Source organism: Flavobacterium sp. TC780, assembly GCF_056783245.1.
On record NZ_JBXBAV010000031.1, the window covers coordinates 26,993 to 45,096 of the forward strand.

The 18,104-nt window shown below is 32.2% G+C and carries 17 protein-coding genes, 3 pseudogenes and 1 riboswitch; of the genes and pseudogenes, 3 read left to right on the top strand and 17 right to left on the bottom strand.

The window, feature by feature from the left end; genetic code table 11:
- Positions 1–125: 125 nt before the first annotated feature.
- The 12 genes and pseudogenes from AC1RYN_RS03185 to AC1RYN_RS03240 all read right to left on the bottom strand — a co-directional run bounded on the left by AC1RYN_RS03185 (position 126) and on the right by AC1RYN_RS03240 (position 8,426).
- Complete coding sequence (locus AC1RYN_RS03185; RefSeq protein WP_481805804.1) at positions 126–275, bottom strand: hypothetical protein; 150 nt, start codon at positions 273–275, stop codon at positions 126–128.
- Positions 275–631 (bottom strand): hypothetical protein, encoded by a 357-nt coding sequence (locus AC1RYN_RS03190; RefSeq protein ID WP_481805805.1) that lies wholly within the window; start codon positions 629–631, stop codon positions 275–277. The genes AC1RYN_RS03185 and AC1RYN_RS03190 overlap by 1 nt, the downstream gene beginning before the upstream one ends.
- A 20-nt stretch (positions 632–651) precedes the next feature.
- Complete coding sequence (locus AC1RYN_RS03195) at positions 652–975, bottom strand: hypothetical protein (RefSeq protein WP_481805806.1); 324 nt, start codon at positions 973–975, stop codon at positions 652–654.
- An 80-nt stretch (positions 976–1,055) separates the two neighbouring features.
- A riboswitch (SAM riboswitch) is annotated at positions 1,056–1,163 on the bottom strand.
- A gap of 186 nt (positions 1,164–1,349) precedes the next feature.
- Entirely contained in the window at positions 1,350–1,553 is a 204-nt protein-coding gene (locus AC1RYN_RS03200) for a hypothetical protein (RefSeq protein WP_481805807.1), read from the bottom strand.
- A 1,059-nt stretch (positions 1,554–2,612) separates the two neighbouring features.
- A complete protein-coding gene (locus AC1RYN_RS03205; protein ID WP_481805820.1) occupies positions 2,613–2,807 on the bottom strand; it encodes a hypothetical protein in 195 nt (64 codons plus the stop codon).
- Positions 2,753–3,292 (bottom strand): hypothetical protein, encoded by a 540-nt coding sequence (locus tag AC1RYN_RS03210; protein ID WP_481805808.1) that lies wholly within the window; start codon positions 3,290–3,292, stop codon positions 2,753–2,755. The genes AC1RYN_RS03205 and AC1RYN_RS03210 overlap by 55 nt, the downstream gene beginning before the upstream one ends.
- A 333-nt stretch (positions 3,293–3,625) precedes the next feature.
- A pseudogene (locus AC1RYN_RS03215) lies at positions 3,626–4,913 on the bottom strand (O-acetylhomoserine aminocarboxypropyltransferase/cysteine synthase family protein).
- 64 nt (positions 4,914–4,977) lie between these two features.
- Positions 4,978–5,166: a hypothetical protein gene (locus AC1RYN_RS03220; RefSeq protein ID WP_481805809.1), complete on the bottom strand. Its 189-nt coding sequence runs from the start codon at positions 5,164–5,166 to the stop codon at positions 4,978–4,980.
- A gap of 446 nt (positions 5,167–5,612) precedes the next feature.
- A complete protein-coding gene (locus AC1RYN_RS03225; RefSeq protein ID WP_481805810.1) occupies positions 5,613–5,753 on the bottom strand; it encodes a hypothetical protein in 141 nt (46 codons plus the stop codon).
- Between the two features lie 187 nt (positions 5,754–5,940).
- The gene (locus AC1RYN_RS03230) at positions 5,941–7,512 is read right to left on the bottom strand and encodes a TonB-dependent receptor plug domain-containing protein (protein WP_481805811.1); all 1,572 of its coding nucleotides are present in this window, start codon (positions 7,510–7,512) and stop codon (positions 5,941–5,943) included.
- Positions 7,478–8,095: a TonB-dependent receptor plug domain-containing protein gene (locus AC1RYN_RS03235; RefSeq protein WP_481805812.1), complete on the bottom strand. Its 618-nt coding sequence runs from the start codon at positions 8,093–8,095 to the stop codon at positions 7,478–7,480. The genes AC1RYN_RS03230 and AC1RYN_RS03235 overlap by 35 nt, the downstream gene beginning before the upstream one ends.
- Positions 8,025–8,426: a TonB-dependent receptor plug domain-containing protein gene (locus tag AC1RYN_RS03240; RefSeq protein WP_481805813.1), complete on the bottom strand. Its 402-nt coding sequence runs from the start codon at positions 8,424–8,426 to the stop codon at positions 8,025–8,027. The genes AC1RYN_RS03235 and AC1RYN_RS03240 overlap by 71 nt, the downstream gene beginning before the upstream one ends.
- 593 nt (positions 8,427–9,019) lie before the next feature.
- Between AC1RYN_RS03240 and metK the strand changes: the two genes are divergently transcribed.
- The gene (metK, locus tag AC1RYN_RS03245) at positions 9,020–10,270 is read left to right on the top strand and encodes a methionine adenosyltransferase (protein WP_129539910.1); all 1,251 of its coding nucleotides are present in this window, start codon (positions 9,020–9,022) and stop codon (positions 10,268–10,270) included.
- Positions 10,271–10,381: 111 nt separating this feature from the next.
- Here the strand turns inward: metK and AC1RYN_RS03250 are convergent, their stop codons facing one another.
- Together AC1RYN_RS03250 and AC1RYN_RS03255 are read right to left on the bottom strand one after the other, a co-directional pair.
- Positions 10,382–11,848, bottom strand: coding sequence for a M28 family metallopeptidase (locus AC1RYN_RS03250; RefSeq protein WP_481805814.1), 1,467 nt, complete (start codon positions 11,846–11,848; stop codon positions 10,382–10,384).
- A 182-nt stretch (positions 11,849–12,030) separates the two neighbouring features.
- Positions 12,031–14,253 (bottom strand): hypothetical protein, encoded by a 2,223-nt coding sequence (locus AC1RYN_RS03255; protein ID WP_481805815.1) that lies wholly within the window; start codon positions 14,251–14,253, stop codon positions 12,031–12,033.
- Between the two features lie 365 nt (positions 14,254–14,618).
- On the opposite strand from AC1RYN_RS03255, the gene AC1RYN_RS03260 reads away from it, so the two are divergent.
- Entirely contained in the window at positions 14,619–15,422 is an 804-nt protein-coding gene (locus AC1RYN_RS03260; RefSeq protein WP_481805816.1) for a hypothetical protein, read from the top strand.
- Positions 15,422–16,036 carry a deoxynucleoside kinase gene (locus tag AC1RYN_RS03265; protein WP_481805817.1) on the top strand — a complete coding sequence of 205 codons (615 nt, stop codon included), beginning with the start codon at positions 15,422–15,424 and terminating at the stop codon, positions 16,034–16,036. Before AC1RYN_RS03260 ends, AC1RYN_RS03265 begins: the two co-directional genes overlap by 1 nt.
- Positions 16,037–16,129: 93 nt before the next feature.
- Here the strand turns inward: AC1RYN_RS03265 and AC1RYN_RS03270 are convergent.
- The 3 genes and pseudogenes from AC1RYN_RS03270 to AC1RYN_RS03280 form a co-directional block, all read right to left on the bottom strand.
- A pseudogene (locus AC1RYN_RS03270) lies at positions 16,130–16,958 on the bottom strand (sodium/proton-translocating pyrophosphatase).
- Positions 16,959–16,989: 31 nt separating this feature from the next.
- A pseudogene (locus AC1RYN_RS03275) lies at positions 16,990–17,449 on the bottom strand (sodium/proton-translocating pyrophosphatase).
- Between the two features lie 323 nt (positions 17,450–17,772).
- The gene (locus AC1RYN_RS03280) at positions 17,773–18,000 is read right to left on the bottom strand and encodes a sodium/proton-translocating pyrophosphatase (RefSeq protein ID WP_481805818.1); all 228 of its coding nucleotides are present in this window, start codon (positions 17,998–18,000) and stop codon (positions 17,773–17,775) included.
- Positions 18,001–18,104: the final 104 nt, after the last annotated feature.

Below are 18,104 nucleotides of genomic sequence, written 5' to 3' on the forward strand. Positions count from 1 at the left end.
TGTATTTTATGTTGCTCTAAAAATAGAAGCAAGCAAATTATCTAATTGTTTGTACTCGATTAAAAAAGCGTCGTGTCCGTGAACAGAATCTATCTCGTTATAAGAAACATTTTCTTTAAACTTTTTTACTTTATAGGCCTCCTATTTTCCTTTGCAGTAAAAAACAAATCCGAATTGATTCCTATGATATGAATATCAGCAGTTGTTTTTGATAGTAAAGTTTTAAAATCAGCAGTATTTCTTGTAATATCAATTGTTTTAAGCAACTGATTCATTAATTTATATGATGAGATTTAATACCCTTTTTCTGCAGTTTTTCCCCGTGATGACCCAACCAGCTTTCTACATTAAAAATAGCTAATTCTTCATTTTTGGTTCTCTGAAATTTTTCTTTGAAAGAATCTGGCGAACGATAACATAACATTGCGTGAATTCGAGCATCTTCTATTGGTTTCGAAGAATTGTTCAAGATTTGCTCTTGCAAATAACAGTTTGCTATTAACCAATCGGTAGCTTTCCAATCACTTGCAATCGGTATTAAATGTTTAGTGATTTGAGGTTCTAATGCTAGTATTTCCCATGCAATGCCACCACCTACAGAACCGCCTATAATTGCATATAACTGATCCATTTTTAAGAATTCAATTCCTTCTATAAAAATTGGGCAATATCTCTGGCTGTAAAGTCAGCATGATTTTCAATAGAATTACCATTATAGCCATTTCCTCGAACATTAAAGGCTAGAATTGTATATTTAGCAGTATTGATCGTTTTAGTTTCGCCAATTAGATCATTCCACCAACCGTTTCTGCCCGTGACCTGAGCATTTCCTGTTAATGCATGATTTACCAAAACTATAGGTGCAGTATATAATGGCAAACCAAAAAGTTCATAACTTAGGTTAATCGTTGCATACGATGCGCCACTTTCGGTGACAAAATTCTGTAAAATAATCGGGTTGGTTTTATTTTCCAATTTCAAATCTTTTGTAATTTTTGATTTGTACATGGAAATATTAAAAAGAAAAAACTAGAGCAAGGCTAGAGAAATTCTTTGTGTTATCTTTCCACGTTGGGCGTGGTAGAATGCAGCACCTTCTTCGATTTATCGAAGGGTTGCTAAGGATTCATAGGGTCTAATCCCTCGTCCTTTCTTTATAACATTTCAATACGTTTTTGAACTTAATGGACAAATAAACTACTATTTTCTTAAACGACCAAATTTTTTATTCATTTGATTTTGGTCGTTTACAAAATAGCTCAAACAAAACAATCACGTACAAGCAACCGCTGGACATATATATCCAGAAAAATTTTATTGTTGGCTTGTATTTTATTTAAAGTTTTAATTTAAATAAATAATGTTTCATTCTCTGTAGAATACATCAAGAAAAGCAAAGAATTAGGCGCTTTTTTAGCTGCAGTCTCATCTGTAGTTTCCATCCCAAATCTTGGATGTGCCAATTCATTTGTTGTTTGAATGATTATACTTTTTTTAGTTCTAAAGAATTTGAAGAATCCGAACCTTTTTGCGAAGTAATTTTGTGTGCTCATAACGTAAGTTTTTATAATTGTTTATTTGTGTTTGTTTATTAAATGAATATCTTGATGCCAAAAAAAAACCCTTTTGGATAATTATACGAAAAGGGTTTAAGTCGTTTAAACTTATAATACTTTTGGAAATCAATGGACGCGTACGCAAATAAGCGCGACATTCTGCATCATCTTAAACTTCGAGTTATTATTCATTTTAATATTATTATTTATTTTTTAAAATTTCAATATTTGCATAATCCAAAAAAAAAGCCCTCCAATGTTATTGGAAGACTTTGCTATATAATTGAGTAGATATAATTCTAAGCAACAGACTTCCCATCGGATTTCTCCGACATGACCTTATTCGTTTTACAAATATTAAAATTCATCTTTGGTATCTTTTTGGTTTAACAAATATGCGACATATTTTCGTATTAACCAAGCCAGAATCCTTATTTTAATGATAAAATCACGTTAAATTCGCATTAAAAAACAAAAAAAACGACGAAATGTTACTTTTTAACGACTAAATACCTCGCAATAGGCTATAAATTTAAACTCTCAGCTGTTTGAAAACTCCTTTCACTGAAACATAAATTTCAAAGAACATCAGATTTTAAATCAAAAAAAATTGAATATAAAATTCAATTTCAAAAATTTCTAAGCCCAAATAGCTTCTTTATTTTTTATTTTTTCTCAACTTTTAGAATGTCTGTTATAACTCCTCTAGCTATAGCTTCTCTTCCTGCAGCTGCACTTTGAATAACTATCGGAATGTTTCCGTAAGATTGTGTGTAAATTTCAAAATAGTATCTGATCCTTTTAATTGCCCGATTGCTGTTTTAGTAGATTCTGAAACTAATTTCACCTCTAGTTTATTCTCCAAAAAATATATCTTGAACATATCTCAAAACATGATTATCGGCCTGTGTAATTTTTGCAATTTTAAAAGACTTATCCAGTACCTCTTTATTGAGTACTCGTTTTGACTTTGCGTTTAACCCGTATTGATTATGGTCTTAAAAGCGGTGTGATTTTTATATCCGAAAATTCAAAATCTTTTCCAATCTCTCTGGGTCAAATAAGTAGTTTCTCTGCCACATCGCTACCTGATAAATCTCTCTCATAATCTGATGTTACTAACTGCAGTTTTTCGGCTTCTTTTAAAACCTCAGAAAAACAAATATCTTCCGATGAAAATCGATTAAATACATAACTTAATGAATCCGAAAAAACACACTCTTTTTTGTTATTTTCTCTCCTGAATTGTATAAATCTCTAATCGTTTGTAATACTGGGAATCCAGTATCTACAGAAGTCTCATACAAAAACTCTTTATCATATTTTTTAAGATTCTCTCTTAACTCCTTATAGAAATGAATTGGTAACGTATTGGCTTTTTTATTTACCGCCACTATGTTGAATCCGTTTTGGATTAATGGGATATAATGATCTACCAGTTCATCGCTTGCGGTAGCATCGACAGCAATTAAATTTTCAAATGCATTTTCTTTTGCAAAAGCAATAATATCATCTACTTTAAATGGAATTGCAAGATGCACAAAATTAGCCTCCCATGCGTTTTCTGCACCTTCCTTTTCAAAGAATGCCAATGTTGAATTGGTTATGATCGGAAATCTCAAATCAATGCTTTTATTTTCATTAAAGAAAGCTTGACTTTCAATAATTTGATTGATTAAAGTACTCCCAATATTTCCTATTCCAAAAAGGATGATGTTTATTTTAAGCTTTGACATAATTTTACTTTTATTTTAAAATAAATTCAAGAAATTACATTCTACATGCAAATATTATAAATCAATTTAAACACGAATTTCACGAATTCACACAAATCTTAATGGTAATAACTTAGTTTGTGAAATTAATTTCCGAACCAATTAGTGCCAATTCGTGAAATTCTGTGTTTGTTTTTTTTATACCTATGCTGCGAAGTCAACTCAAGAAATATTGTTTTGAATTTTTACTTTGTGCTATTGTTTTTGATACTTTTTTCTAAATCACCTTTAACCCTGCTCACGTGGTTAAAGGCAATTTTTCTAACAAAAAACAAAAAAACCTAACTTTCTAATTTATGCTAATTGCGCACTTTTTATATTTTTAAAAACTGCCTGTAAATCGGCAATTAAATCGTCTATATCTTCAATTCCTACTAAAGTCGAATCAAGTCTTTTGAAACTCCTGTTGAAACTTGTTCCTCTTCTGATAATTGTTGATGTGTTGTACTTGAAGGATGAATAATTAATGACTTCGTATCGCCTATGTTAGCCAAAAGCGAGAACAACTTTGTTTCATCAGCTACTTTTTTGGCTGCTTCAAAACCTCCTTTTAATCCAAAAGTTATATTTCCACTTCGTCCTTTTGGTAAATATCTTGTCCTAAATCATAATATTTATTTGATTTAAGACCTGGATAACTTACCCAAACCACCTCATCTTGTGCCTCTAACCATGATGCTAATGCCAATGCATTTTCGCTATGTTTTTTGATACGAATTGGCAATTCTAATCCCTGTATAATCTGAAAAGCATTGAATGGACTTAATGCTGAGCCAAAATCACGTAATCCTTCTATTCGTGCTTTAGCTATGAACGCCGCATTTCCTAGCGCTTCGTTATAAACTAATCCGTGGTAACCCGCAGATGGCTCTGTAAATTCAGGAAATTTTCCGTTTGCCCAATCAAAAGTCCCTGCATCGATAATTGCTCCTCCTAAAGAAGTTCCGTTTCCTGAGATATACTTCGTCAAAGAATGAATTACAATGTTTGCTCCATACGTTATTGGATTAAGTAAATATGGTGTTGGAACGGTATTATCAACTATAAATGGAACCTTAAACGCTTTAGCTTCTGTCGAAATTGCTTTTAAGTCCAATACATCTAATTTTGGATTTCCTAATGACTCTACAAAAAATACTCTTGTATTTTCTTTAGCTGCTTTAGTAAAATTTTCGGCATTTGATGGATCTACAAATGTGGTTGTGATTCCTAATCTTGGTAAAGTGACTTTTAATAAATTATAAGTTCCTCCATATAAACTATTAGAAGCTACGATATGATCCCCAGCTTTAAGCAGTGTCAACAAAGTTGTTGCAATTGCCGATGCGCCAGATGCTGTAACAACTGCTCCAATACCTCCTTCTAGTGCAGCCAGCCGTTGTTCCAGAACATCGTTTGTAGGATTGTTTAATCGTGTGTAAATGAAACCTGCTTCGGCTAGACCAAATAAATTGGCTGCATGGTCGGAATTATTAAAAACATATGATGATGTTTGGTAAATAGGCACTGCTCTTGTGTTACCATTTTTTGTTACATCATGTCCTGCGTGTAATGCGTTTGTTGCGAATTTTTGTGTGCTCATGGGTTCTGTTTTTTTTAATTAGTTAAATGATTGTGTGTTTATATTTTTAATTATTTTTTCTGTTTTATATAAAAAGACCTTCATCTTCGTGGACATACATCTGAAACAATAATGAGTTTGATTCACTCGAATACAATTTCCCTTTTATTTCGTTTGTATTATTTTTTTTAGTTTGTATTACGCCCAAAATTCTTTTGGTGTCTGTTTTCAATAAAGTTTGAATTACTCTTGAAATTTTATAGAATGTTTTCATGATTTCTAAATTTTAATTATGGAATAAAAAAAAGCCCTTTCGGATGGCTACCAAAAGGGCTTATAGTTCTAACTATAACAAAGATTTAATCTTTCACTTTTGGCAATAGCAAATTGGGATGCACATACACATCATACAACACATCATCATTTTATTTGCTATTGAATTCATTTTATAAAATTGTTTTATTTATTTTAATCCTACTAATTTGATAGGGTAAATGTAATAACTATTTTTTAAACTACCAAATTAAAAATTACTTTTTACATAAAAAGATTTCCTAACTAAATAATCTGTTATTATTATTACTTAAACACTTCGTTTTTTTTAACCATATTAAGTAATTTAAGAAAATATAAGTTTTTCTAGATAGATTATACTTAAATGAACTTACATTACTTAAATGGTTATTTTTTAACAAAATCACTGAGTGTCTGTTTTAAATTTCAATATACGCCAGTAAAACATAAATTATATTTTAAAGCTAAACGAGCAAAACCAAATCTTCCGTTTAATCCAAATTGTGATACTGCCCGAGAATAAGCAAATTGGTTTGCGTTACTTAAATCGGTGCTTGGTGAGGTCATAATGTCGGCGTTGTATTCGTAAAGCTTGGAGTTGCCGGATTATTTCTATCTGGATAAACATCTCCAATATTATTAACTCCAAGTGTTACTCTTAAGTGCTCATTTATTTGATATCCAAAAGATAAATCAGTAACTAATTTTGCGCTATATTCTGGGTGCTCATAAACAGAAGAAAAACCATCTAAATTTACATCTGTTGCTCCTGATCTGTAACTTTTCCGAAATAGCTATTTCTTAAATAAATATCCAGTTTTTTAATATTGAAAGTTGTCATTAAGTTAGCTTTTAATTTAGGAATCGCTTCTTCTAAATAAACTCGGCTTGACTCAGGGAAAAATGAATATTTATAAGGATCACCTCCAGCATTAATAATTGATTGTGGCACATTTAACTCTCCAACTCTTTTTGTAGTGTTATAACTTAACGCAAAATCATTTTTGATTGTAAAATCTTGAATGACATTATATTTCTGAGAAATCACTAAGTCAATCCCTTTCGTTTCAGAATTGATTCCATTTGTCCAGAATGAAGCTCTTTCCACACCTTTTAAATCAAACGCTTGTTGAAACAATGTCAATGCATCTTTTTGTCCTGGGGATGTTGCCCCATTTATTTGTGCATCAGTTGGTCTTGAATATTGGCCAGTTAAAACTACTCTGTCGTCAATTCTTGTAAAATAGGCATCTGTAGCAATTGTTATATTTGCTTCTGGAATTTTAAACGTAAAACCTGTACTGATACTTTTAGATGTTTCTGCTTTTAGATTTTCAACACCAATACTTTTTGCTGCTTGTGAATCATTTGTAAAATAACCTACCTGATACGGAGAACCATTAATAAATTGTGTCGAACTGCTTTCAAAATATTTTTGTTGCAATGATGGCGCTCTAAATCCTGTTTGTCCAGAAATTCTCCAGTTGATGTTATCTGTAAGTTTTAAAAGAGAGGCTAATTTAAAAGTAACTGTACTACCAAAATCTGAATAGTTCTCGTAACGAGCTGCTCCATTTAAAAGCCAATCTTTTGTTACATTTAACTCTAAATCAATATAAGCTGCACCACTCCTTCTGTCTTTTTCTTTAGCATCTGATGGTTGAAATCCTGAGAATCCTTGTGCTCCTGCTCCACGCTTAGCACCAAAAAAGTCAGTTACAATTAATGGTGAGTTGCCAGGTAAAATTCCCGAAACAAGATTTCCATTTACATCATACAAACCATAAGACTCAACATCTCCTTGTTTTATCTGATAATTTTCATACCTAAATTCTCCTCCAAAAGCAACATTCAATCCTCCTAATACATCATATTTTTTACTTAAATCTAAATTGGTTGTGCTTTGTAGAAATGAAACTTTTCCTGCATAAAAACTATCTACTGAATTTGTTCCTAATGTAGCATTGATAGTATTGTTCACATCATATTTAAAAGAATTGGTTCCAAGGTTTGTACTAATATCTGTATCGAAACCAAATAATTGAGTTGTAAGTCCAACTGCAGAAGATAAATCTAGAATATCCGATTCTATTTCTGGTAAAAATCCATTTGCATAGACTTGTGTAAATGTTCCAGAACCATTTGGAAGCCTGTTAAAAGCATAAGATTTTCCATTTCTGTATGAAGCTCCTCCAAAAGAATACAATGATGTAATTTCAGTCAAAGGATATTTTGCAGTATAATACAATTGTCCCGACGCTAATTCTGATTGACCAACGCTCATATTATAATCACTTCTTTTCCTGTCCTCTATAATTAATCTCATTATTAGTTACATCAAAACCTAATGCGGTTTGCATTTGAGTGATGCTGTTGCTGATGAAATTGCCGTTTGCTGAGCTGGGTGTAAAATAACCTACTTGTGGAGCATATTGTTGCAGCGAACTAATAATCTGAGCTGAATTTGGAGTCGTATTAATGTTACTAAATAATGAATTGATATTTACTCCATTCTGAGCAGCTCTATATTCAACAGCATTATATGCATTAAATATATTATTACTTCTAATTCCTGCTCTACTTGTTGCCTGTCTTGTAACAGCACTACCTGTAACATTCAAGAAACTTCCTTCTTTACCTAAAGATGTTCCGTAATTTAAGTCTACTTGTAAAGATTGACCATCTGTACCTCCTTTGAAGTTATTTGATCCAGAAGAAATGTTTGCTCCATATTGCACCTCCCCTGAGAGGAAATTAGCATTTTTCTTCAATACAATATTAATTACTCCCGCAATGGCATCTGAACCATACTGAGCAGCCGCTCCATCTCTTAAAACTTCAATTCTTTCGATTGCAAATGATGGTATCGCATTTAAATCTGTTCCTACCAAACCTCTTGGGTGCTCCATTAATATTAACTAATGCACTTGTATGTCTTCTTTTACCATTTATAAGTATTAAAACCTGATCTGGCCCCAGTCCTCTTAATTGTGCTGGATCAATATGATCGGTTCCATCTGCTGTTGAAGTGGGATTACTTGTAAATGATGGCGCAACATAATTTAATATTTGAGTTACACTGGTTTGTGGTGCACCTTTTGTTATTTCAGAAATATTAAAAATATCGATTGGCACTGGCACATCAGTCTTTACTCTGTTTTTACTCCTAGAACCGATTATTGTAACTTCTGATAATTCATTATTTTGTAAAGTATCTTTCTCCTTTATTTTCCTGAGCATAAATGCCTGAAAATGTCAAAAGACCTAAAACTAATGCTACATTTTTTTTCATTGCTTTTTACTGATTTGTTATTGTTTTGGTTTAAAATGACATGCTGTTATATTTTTCTTCTTTAAACAAAAAAACCCCTGCAATTTGCAGAGGTTCTATATATATTTTTGAAAAAAAACTACAATAGTATCTCTGCGGAATATTCCGGCATCTTACAAGACATCATATTGTTAACAGTGAATTTCATTTTCCTTTTTTGTTTTGTTGGGACAAATTTGCGAACTATTTTTTAGTCTACCAAACAAAAGTCGATTTATTTTCTAAACTCTATAGAATAAGTCGAATATGTTAAATTTCTCTTTATTAAATTAAAAAAACAAAAGTTTAATTTGCAATTCAAAATGGTTTTATACCTTTGCACCCAAATACAGAGGAAAAATTTGAACTGATTGCAACCTCTTCATAATGAAAACATTCATTATGGATGCTGAAAGATTTTCATTTCAGTATTAAAAAATGCTAAAGCAGGAATCCTCCTTTAGCATTTCCAGCAATTATTTTTTTCCTCGCTTAATTTTATAATTTTAATTTAATAAATATTATGGCTTATTTATTTACGTCAGAATCTGTTAGCGAAGGACATCCGGACAAAGTTGCGGATCAAATCTCAGATGCATTAATTGATAATTTTCTAGCATTTGATGCTGATTCTAAAGTAGCTTGTGAAACTTTGGTAACTACTGGACAAGTAATTTTGGCTGGTGAAGTAAAATCAAATACCTATTTAGATGTACAACAAATCGCTCGCGATGTAATCAGAAAAATTGGTTACACAAAAAGCGAATATATGTTTGAGGCAAACTCTTGTGGTATTTTATCTGCAATTCACGAACAATCTGCTGACATCAATCAAGGTGTTGACAGAGCAAATCCTGAAGAACAAGGAGCTGGTGACCAAGGAATGATGTTTGGTTATGCAACTAATGAAACTGAAAATTATATGCCTTTGGCACTTGATTTATCTCATAAATTATTACAAGAATTAGCTATTTTAAGACGTGAGAATAAAGAGATCACTTATTTACGTCCTGATGCTAAATCTCAAGTTACATTAGAGTACAGTGATGACAATAAGCCAACACGTATCGATGCAATTGTAATATCTACTCAACATGATGATTTTGATGAAGAAGCTGTAATGCTTGCTAAAATCAAAAAGGATATTATCGAAATTCTTATCCCAAGAATTATTGCTAAAAACCCAACTCACGCACATTTATTCAATGATAAAATTCAATATCATATTAACCCAACTGGAAAATTCGTAATTGGAGGACCTCACGGAGATACTGGATTAACTGGAAGAAAAATCATTGTAGATACTTACGGTGGTAAAGGAGCTCACGGTGGTGGTGCTTTCTCTGGAAAAGATCCAAGTAAAGTAGATAGAAGTGCTGCTTATGCTACACGTCATATCGCTAAAAACTTAGTTGCTGCTGGTATCGCTGATGAAATCTTGGTACAAGTTTCTTACGCAATTGGAGTTGCAAAACCAATGGGTATTTTTATTGATACTTACGGAACTTCTAAAGTAAACTTAACTAACGGTGAAATCGCTAAAAAGGTAGAAGCTATTTTTGATATGCGTCCTTACTTTATTGAGCAACGTTTAAAATTAAGAAATCCTATTTATAGCGAAACTGCTGCTTACGGCCACATGGGACGTAAACCTGAAACTGTAACTAAAACTTTTTCTGCTCCAGGAGGAAACGAAAAAACGGTTACTGTTGAATTATTCACATGGGAAAAACTTGATTTTGTTGATCAGGTAAAAGCTGCATTTGGATTGTAATTATAGACTAACTTAGATTGTTAGATTTTTTTTTGACAACTACTTTACTTTAAATATAAAAAGCCCAATTTCTAAAATTAGAAATTGGGCTTTATTTATAAAAAAACTTTTTTATCTTTCTAATTGTACATTAGGCAATGTTTTAGGACGATTTGCATCATTTGATAAAATCCAGCCAGTACGATACATCCACTCTGTCATTTTACGTAATTTTACGTAATCAATCTTCTCCGCTTCATCCATTGGTGTATGGTATTCGCTATGTAAAACGCTCGTAAAGAAAACTGCTGGTATTCCTTTGCGTGCATATGGTAAATGATCTGAACGAAAATAAAAATACTCTGGATGTTCGGGTTTATCCCAAAGCTTATCTAATTCGAATTTTGGACCTTCATCATTTGCTCTTTTAGCAATATTAACCAAATCTGATGAATTTTCATGAGGGGAACTAGAGCCTAAAAGTGCTGCTTGATTTACATCATTTCGTCCAATCATATCTCCATTTAAAACTGCAACGATATCCTTTTCTGGAACTGTTGGATGAGATGCGTACCATCTTGAGCCTAATAAACCACGCTCTTCTGAACCATGAAATACAAATAAAGCTGTTCTTTTTCCTGGTTGTTTTTTATAAGCTCTTGCAATCGCTAACATTGCAACACAAGTGCTAGCGTTATCATCTGCTCCATTATAAATAGAGTCCTGACCATATTTTTGTCTTACTCCATCATGATCCTGATGTCCACTAAAAAGTACATACTCATTTTTTAATTTAGGATCTGTCCCTTCTACTTTTCCAATTACATTTACAGAAGGGTATTTATAAGTCTCAGAAACTACCTCAGCAGATAATTTATCTTTAGTCTTTTTTAAATAAGCTAATTGATCATTATGTACCCAAAAAACAGGCATAGTCGACCCTATTTTATCACGAAAATCTCCAATCCCATATATACCTCTTGTCATCTGTGGCTCTACCTGCGACCAACTTTGTTCAGCTAATTCATCTGCAACCATAATAAGCGCCTTTGCACCTTTTTTTACTACAAGATCATAATATTTATTCCTTACAAGCCCTGGATAACGTCTGTCAAAAAGAGAAATATCATCTGCAATTCCTTCCTTTGAAGCCAACAATACAACAGCTTTTCCTTTAATATTTGCTTTCTCAATTTCTTCTTTTGTAGCAGCTCCTAAATATAATAGTGGAGCATCAACCTTACTATTTGTCGTTTCTGCTACCAAAACTTCTTTCCACAATTTATATTCTTTTTTCCCTATTTTAAATTTTGTATTAGAGGTAACCTGATGCCTGTACAAATCAAAAAACTGAAAATAAGTTCCATCATCTCCTAATGGTGCCATTCCTGCTTCTTTTGCTTTATTTGCCAACCACATTGACACTTTTAACTCATCCAGAGTTCCAGCTTCACGACCATTAAAATGATCTCCTGCCATCTGATACATGTCTGTTCTAAGATCTTTATCTGTAATTGCCGAAACTAAAGGCTTCTTAATTGCTTGCGAGAAAACTACTCCTCCATAAGTAAGCAAAACAAGGATAATTATTTTTTTCATACATTTTAATTTTATAATTCAAACTTAGTGATTTAATAAGAAAAAAGACTCATTTGTATTTAAATATCTAAAGAACACTAACAACATATTTTATTTCAACCTTAAATAATTTAAGAGTAAAGATGATTAAATTAAGAACAAAAAAAAGCCTTTGAAGATAATCTTCAAAGGCTTTTTAAAACTTAATAGGTTCCGTTTTGCATTTTAACTAATGTTTCCTGAATTTCCATTTTAGTTTCTTCCTCAACATCCTTGAAAAACTGTATGGCTATTTGTTGCGTTTTAATTGCTTTATCTTTTTGCCCGTCTTTATAATATAATTGTGCTAATGTATCCAGATAATAGGGATCATTTTTTTTAACGATTAAACTATATTCTGACCATTTAATTGCTTTCTTGATAAAAGCAGTATCATTGGAATGTAATACAGTAAACCAAGCAACATCATTACAAAGATTCGTATGATATTCTTTAAACTCTTTCCAACCGTAATAAGAGGTAGAAACATCTGCACCATACATTTCGTCTAGTCTTTGAATTAAATTCTCCTGCGTTACCAACATCTTATCAAAATAAATGTCAAACTCTTTTAAATATAAATTATCTGGATCTCCATTGGCTGCATTGGCTGCCAAATAATAGAAGTAACTTCTATAAGATTCGAAATTACCCTTTCCATCAGAGATTAATTTCTGATATGTTTCCATTACTTTTTTCTCGTCAGATTTTTCTTTAACTCCACCATCAGCGTAAAATATGGCATTATTTTGCAAAACACTCGAGATTTCTGAGCTTAAATCTCCTATTGCAACACGCGTGTCATCTTTTGCATTGTATTCTTGGCTTTGAGTTTCGATTGCATCGTAATGTTTCAGCAAATAATCTATCGATTTAAAATCGGTATCATTTAAAACTTTATCTGTTTTAAACATCACTTTATTAAACCCTGCACTTTTAATTTCTGCCAGAATAGATTCTACAAGCATCATATTAGGCTTTGTATCTTTCTGATGTGCTATAATAATCTTTTCCCAAACTGACTGTACTTGTTTTTTATCCAAAGCAGATTTAGCAAATATAAAATCTCCTTCAACAGGCTCTTCACTATAATAATCATCTGAGATGTCTGTAAATACCGAAACAGCATTAAACGCTTTTATCAAATCAGCATCACTAGCCTTTTTATTGGTAATGACTTTACTAAAATCGGTCAAAGCACTTGCTTTTTTAAGCTTAATATAAAGAGCATCATAATACGTAAACTGATATTGTTTATCGATTAAATTTGATTTTGAAGTCGCAAGAATATTTCCGTTCTTATCTAATATAATTATACTTGGTGAGTCTGAAATTTTATTTTTCTTTAACCAGCTTTTATCATTTTTATTAGTCAAATAGTAATTATAAACATCATATTGAGGATCATATGTTTCATAAAAATTATATCCTAAAGTCTCTTGTTGACTTTTAATAAAAGCATCAAAATAGGTTTGAGCCGAATTATTATTAGCATCATTGTATACAATCAAAAACTTATCGCCTGTAACTTGGGTTACTTCTATTGCATCTGCTAAAGATTTTTCTACTTTTAGTTTAAAATTTACTTTTGGTGCAACATCATAAACCGCTGTAGCTACACTATCTATACCAACTCCCCAATCTTCTGTAAGAAGCGGCTCTTTGCCTGGATAAGTCCAATCTTTAATACTTTTATTTTCCAGAGGAAGCAACTTTGTTTTTACTGAATCCTTATTAAGTGCTTTTGCATTTTGAAAAGTCAACGGATTTTTACCCGTTATTTCAAAAATCACTAACTCATTTTTCTTTTTATCAAAAAAACCTTTTAACTCAGGATTATCAGAATACGGCTGATACTTTATCGCTACGCCTGTAGCTTTGGCAGGAATCTCATATTTTAATACTTTACTTGGCGTATTACTATCATATCCTTCATAAACAAGATATAAAAATTGAGCATGATCAATTTCAAAATTTAGTGATGAATCTGCACTTGGGTCTCCAACGACTTCTACATCTGATAATTTTTGATATTGAACGGGATCATTTCCGTTCTGTGTACCAATATAGAAACCATAATATAATGTTTCTTCAAATTTTCCTTTAATTTTTCCTGCACTCCCAGGTGTATCAAAAGTAAAATCAACATCAAAAACAACTCCGTCTCTATTTTTACCTTTTAGCAATAATGAATCTTCTTTTACTTCATAATCACCTTCCAAAAAAACCATTTCATACTTATTGTTTTCCAGTAAATTCAATTTTATCCTTAACCCCTGATCATTATCTTTAGACAAATAAGAAGCTTTCTCGAGAGTTTGGTTTTGTGCAAATGAAAATGATGTTACAAAAAAAAGTACCGAAGTACTCAGCAAAAAATTTCGCATATAAATTATATTTTGTTAATAGTAAGCTACACAAATATATTCTCTTTTTAAAACAAAAAATGATTCGTAATTAAAAAACTACAAATATTTTTTTCGCTAAAAGCAATATACATAGAGACTGAACAATGTACTGATATCACTTATAGCACACTAGGAGAAACGATCATCGTAAAATATTTTTCATTTAATAAATGACAAATCAATTATCCAAATCGATAAACAAATAAGTATTTAAATAAGATTATCATAAAAAAGCCGTTCTATTACATATTAACTCCCCCAAATAATTAGACTAAAACAAATAGCAATTAAGTATTTTTGTAATTTACCTATTCAAAATATGAGTTATTAAAACCAAAACGACAATGTATAAAAATTTGATTTTTCTGATTCTTATTAACTCATTTTCAGTAGCTTTTTCTCAGGATAAGAAAATCCAGATTGCTACAATAAATAGTATAACCTTGGATGCAGATCAATTTTCAGGAATCGATTCTTTTGGTTTCTCTTATTTAATAAAAGACAACCGATTTATTAAGACCAACGGCAAAGATGCTTACGAATATAAAAATATCTCATTAGGAAAAATCACTAAAGTTGATGTAGAAAATCCTCTTAAAGTTGTTCTATTTTATGAAGATTTCAACACCGTAATTTTACTCGATAATCAGTTCAACGAAACAAATAGAATTAATTTCTCAAGAAACACAGCTCCTATCCTTGCTTCTGGAATTGGAATTGCCTCACAAAACCAACTTTGGGTCTACAATACCTTAAACCAACAAATAGGCCTTTATAATTATTTAAAAGATGAGTATAAAACCATCTCAACACCTCTATCGGGAAACATAAAATACTATCAATCGAATTTCAACGTTTTTTATTGGATAGACGAAAAGAACAATTGGTTTTCATGTGATATCTTTGGAAAAGTAGTTACTTTAGGAAAAATACCTGATTTTGATGATTTAACTATTTTAAACAGCCATCAATATATTTTTAAGAGGACTAATTTATTGTTTTTTAAAGATATCACTAAGCACGAATTAGGAAATCCATTGCAAATTGAAATTTCAGAAAAAACGTTTGGGAATTTCTACTACAAAGACCAAATTTTATCTATTTTTACATTTGGAGGAATTACAAATTATAAAATCATAATACCGTAATGCACATAGCAATAGCAGGAAACATAGGCGCAGGAAAAACAACTCTAACGAAATTACTGGCCAAACATTTCAAGTGGGAACCCCATTTTGAGGATGTGGTTGACAATCCTTATTTGGATGATTTTTATCATCAAATGGAACGTTGGTCGTTTAATTTGCAAATTTATTTCTTAAACAGCAGGTTTCGCCAAGTGCAGCAAATTCGAGAAAGTGGTAAAAAAATCATTCAAGATAGAACCATTTATGAAGATGCTTATATTTTTGCTCCCAATTTATATTCGATGGGTTTGATGACAAGTCGTGATTTCCAAAATTATACTTCTTTGTTTGAACTAATGGAAACATTGGTAAAATCACCCGATTTGTTAATTTACTTAAGAAGCTCTATCCCAAATTTAGTAGGACAGATACACAAACGTGGCCGCGAATATGAAAACTCTATTTCTATTGATTATTTAAGCCGTCTGAACGAACGTTATGAAGCTTGGGTACAAACATACACCAAAGGAAAACTTTTAATAATTGATGTTGACAATATAAACTTTGTAGATAATCCAGAAGATTTAGGCGACATCATCAATAGAATTGATGCTGAACTAAACGGATTGTTTTAAAACATAAAAAATGCCTCTAAAATATAATTTAGAGGCATTTTTTTATTATGCAACATTGTTAATTGACAATGTTATTTGAGTTAAGTCATTTACTTATTTCAAAGCATCAATTTGAGCATTCACTTCTGCTTCTGTCCCTTTAAATGTCTTAGTATCTACCTTACCATTTACGGTAGTTGTAACTGTTCCTACAACCAAACCGTTTACATTCACAATTTCTACTCTAACTGCTTCTGTTTTAGTGTACTTAGTTGTATCAAAACAATCGGTTCTTTTATGAAGGTATTTTCCGTTTGCGTCATAATTTGCTAAGCATTTTGCAGTCTCTTCAGGACTACATCCTTTTTCTTTACACATTTGCGCACATTCTTCTCTGGTCATTGTTGCCATTTTAGACATATCACATTTAGAATGTCCGCCATGCATTTCTGTTTTAGCGCAACAAGAACCTTCTTCTGCCATTCCTGAAGCTGAGTGTCCTTCGCCTAGTATCGGAGCAATTACTAATCCTATCAAGCACGTTAGTTTGATCAAAATATTCATTGATGGTCCTGATGTATCTTTAAATGGATCTCCAACTGTATCTCCTGTCACAGCCGCTTTATGTGCATCAGAGCCTTTATAAGTCATTTCTCCATTAATAAGTACTCCTGCTTCAAAAGATTTTTTTGCGTTATCCCAAGCTCCTCCTGCATTATTTTGAAAAACTGCCCAAAGAACTCCCGAAACATAATCCCGCCATATAACCTCCAAGCATTTCGGCTATCAATTGATTATTACTTCCGTAAACCAATTTTCCTAACAATACAATTGCAATAGGAAAACCAATTGTTAAGATTCCTGGAAGCATCATCTCGCGTAAAGCGGCTTTAGTCGAAATATCGACACATTTTGCATATTCTGGTTTTCCAGTTCCTTCCATTATTCCAGGGATTTCTCTAAACTGGTACGATTCATATACTCATGTCCATTGCTGCTTTTCCGACAGAATTCATAGCCAAAGCTGAGAAAAAACTGACCGGAATCATTCCACCCACAAAAAGCATTGCTAAAACTGGTGCTTTAAAAATATTGATTCCGTCAATTCCTGTAAAAGTTACATACGCTGCAAACAATGCTAGTGAAGTTAATGCTGCCGAAGCAATAGCAAATCCTTTTCCTGTTGCTGCTGTAAGTATTTCCTACTGAGTCTAGAATATCTGTTCTTGTACGTACCTCTTTTGGTAATTCGCTCATTTCAGCGATTCCTCCTGCATTATCCGATATTGGACCAAAAGCATCAATTGCTAATTGCATCGCAGTTGTAGCCATCATTGCTGATGCTGCTAATGCTACTCCGTAAAACCCAGCTAACGCATAAGAAATCCAGATTGCTGCAGCAAATAGTAATACTGTTGGAAAAGTAGAAATCATTCCTGTTGCTAAACCTGCAATTACGTTTGTTCCAGCTCCCGTAGACTCATTTTTGTACTATTGCCAATACTGGTTTTGTACCTAATCCGAAATAATATTCCGTAACAGAAGAAATAGCTCCTCCTAAATTACCTAACAATAGCCGCATAGAAAACACGCATTGAAGAAATATCTTTCGAACCTTCACCAAAGAAACTCATCGTCATCGTTTCTGGCAACATATATTGCACCAAAAAAGAAACATGCAATCGCCGTTAAAACAATCGAAACCCAATTTCCTGATATTCAAGGCTTTTTGCACTTGTGCTTCCTTTGCGTTATCATCAGAAATTTTTACTAATGTCGTTCCTATAGAGAGATATAATTCCGAAACCTGCAATTGCCATTGGTAACAAAATAGGTCCTATACCTCCAAAAGCATCCTGAATGTTTCGACCAACTATATCTTTTATTACATAATTCCCAAGAACCATTGCTGCTAAAACTGGTGCTACATACGATCCAAATAAATTGGCTCCCATTCCTGCAACATCACCAACATTGTCTCCCACATTATCGGCAATTGTAGCTGGATTACGAGGATCATAGGTGCTGCCTCCCTAACAACAGGAGCATGTATTAACCTTAGCAATACGCTGAACGAAGTACAATTAAT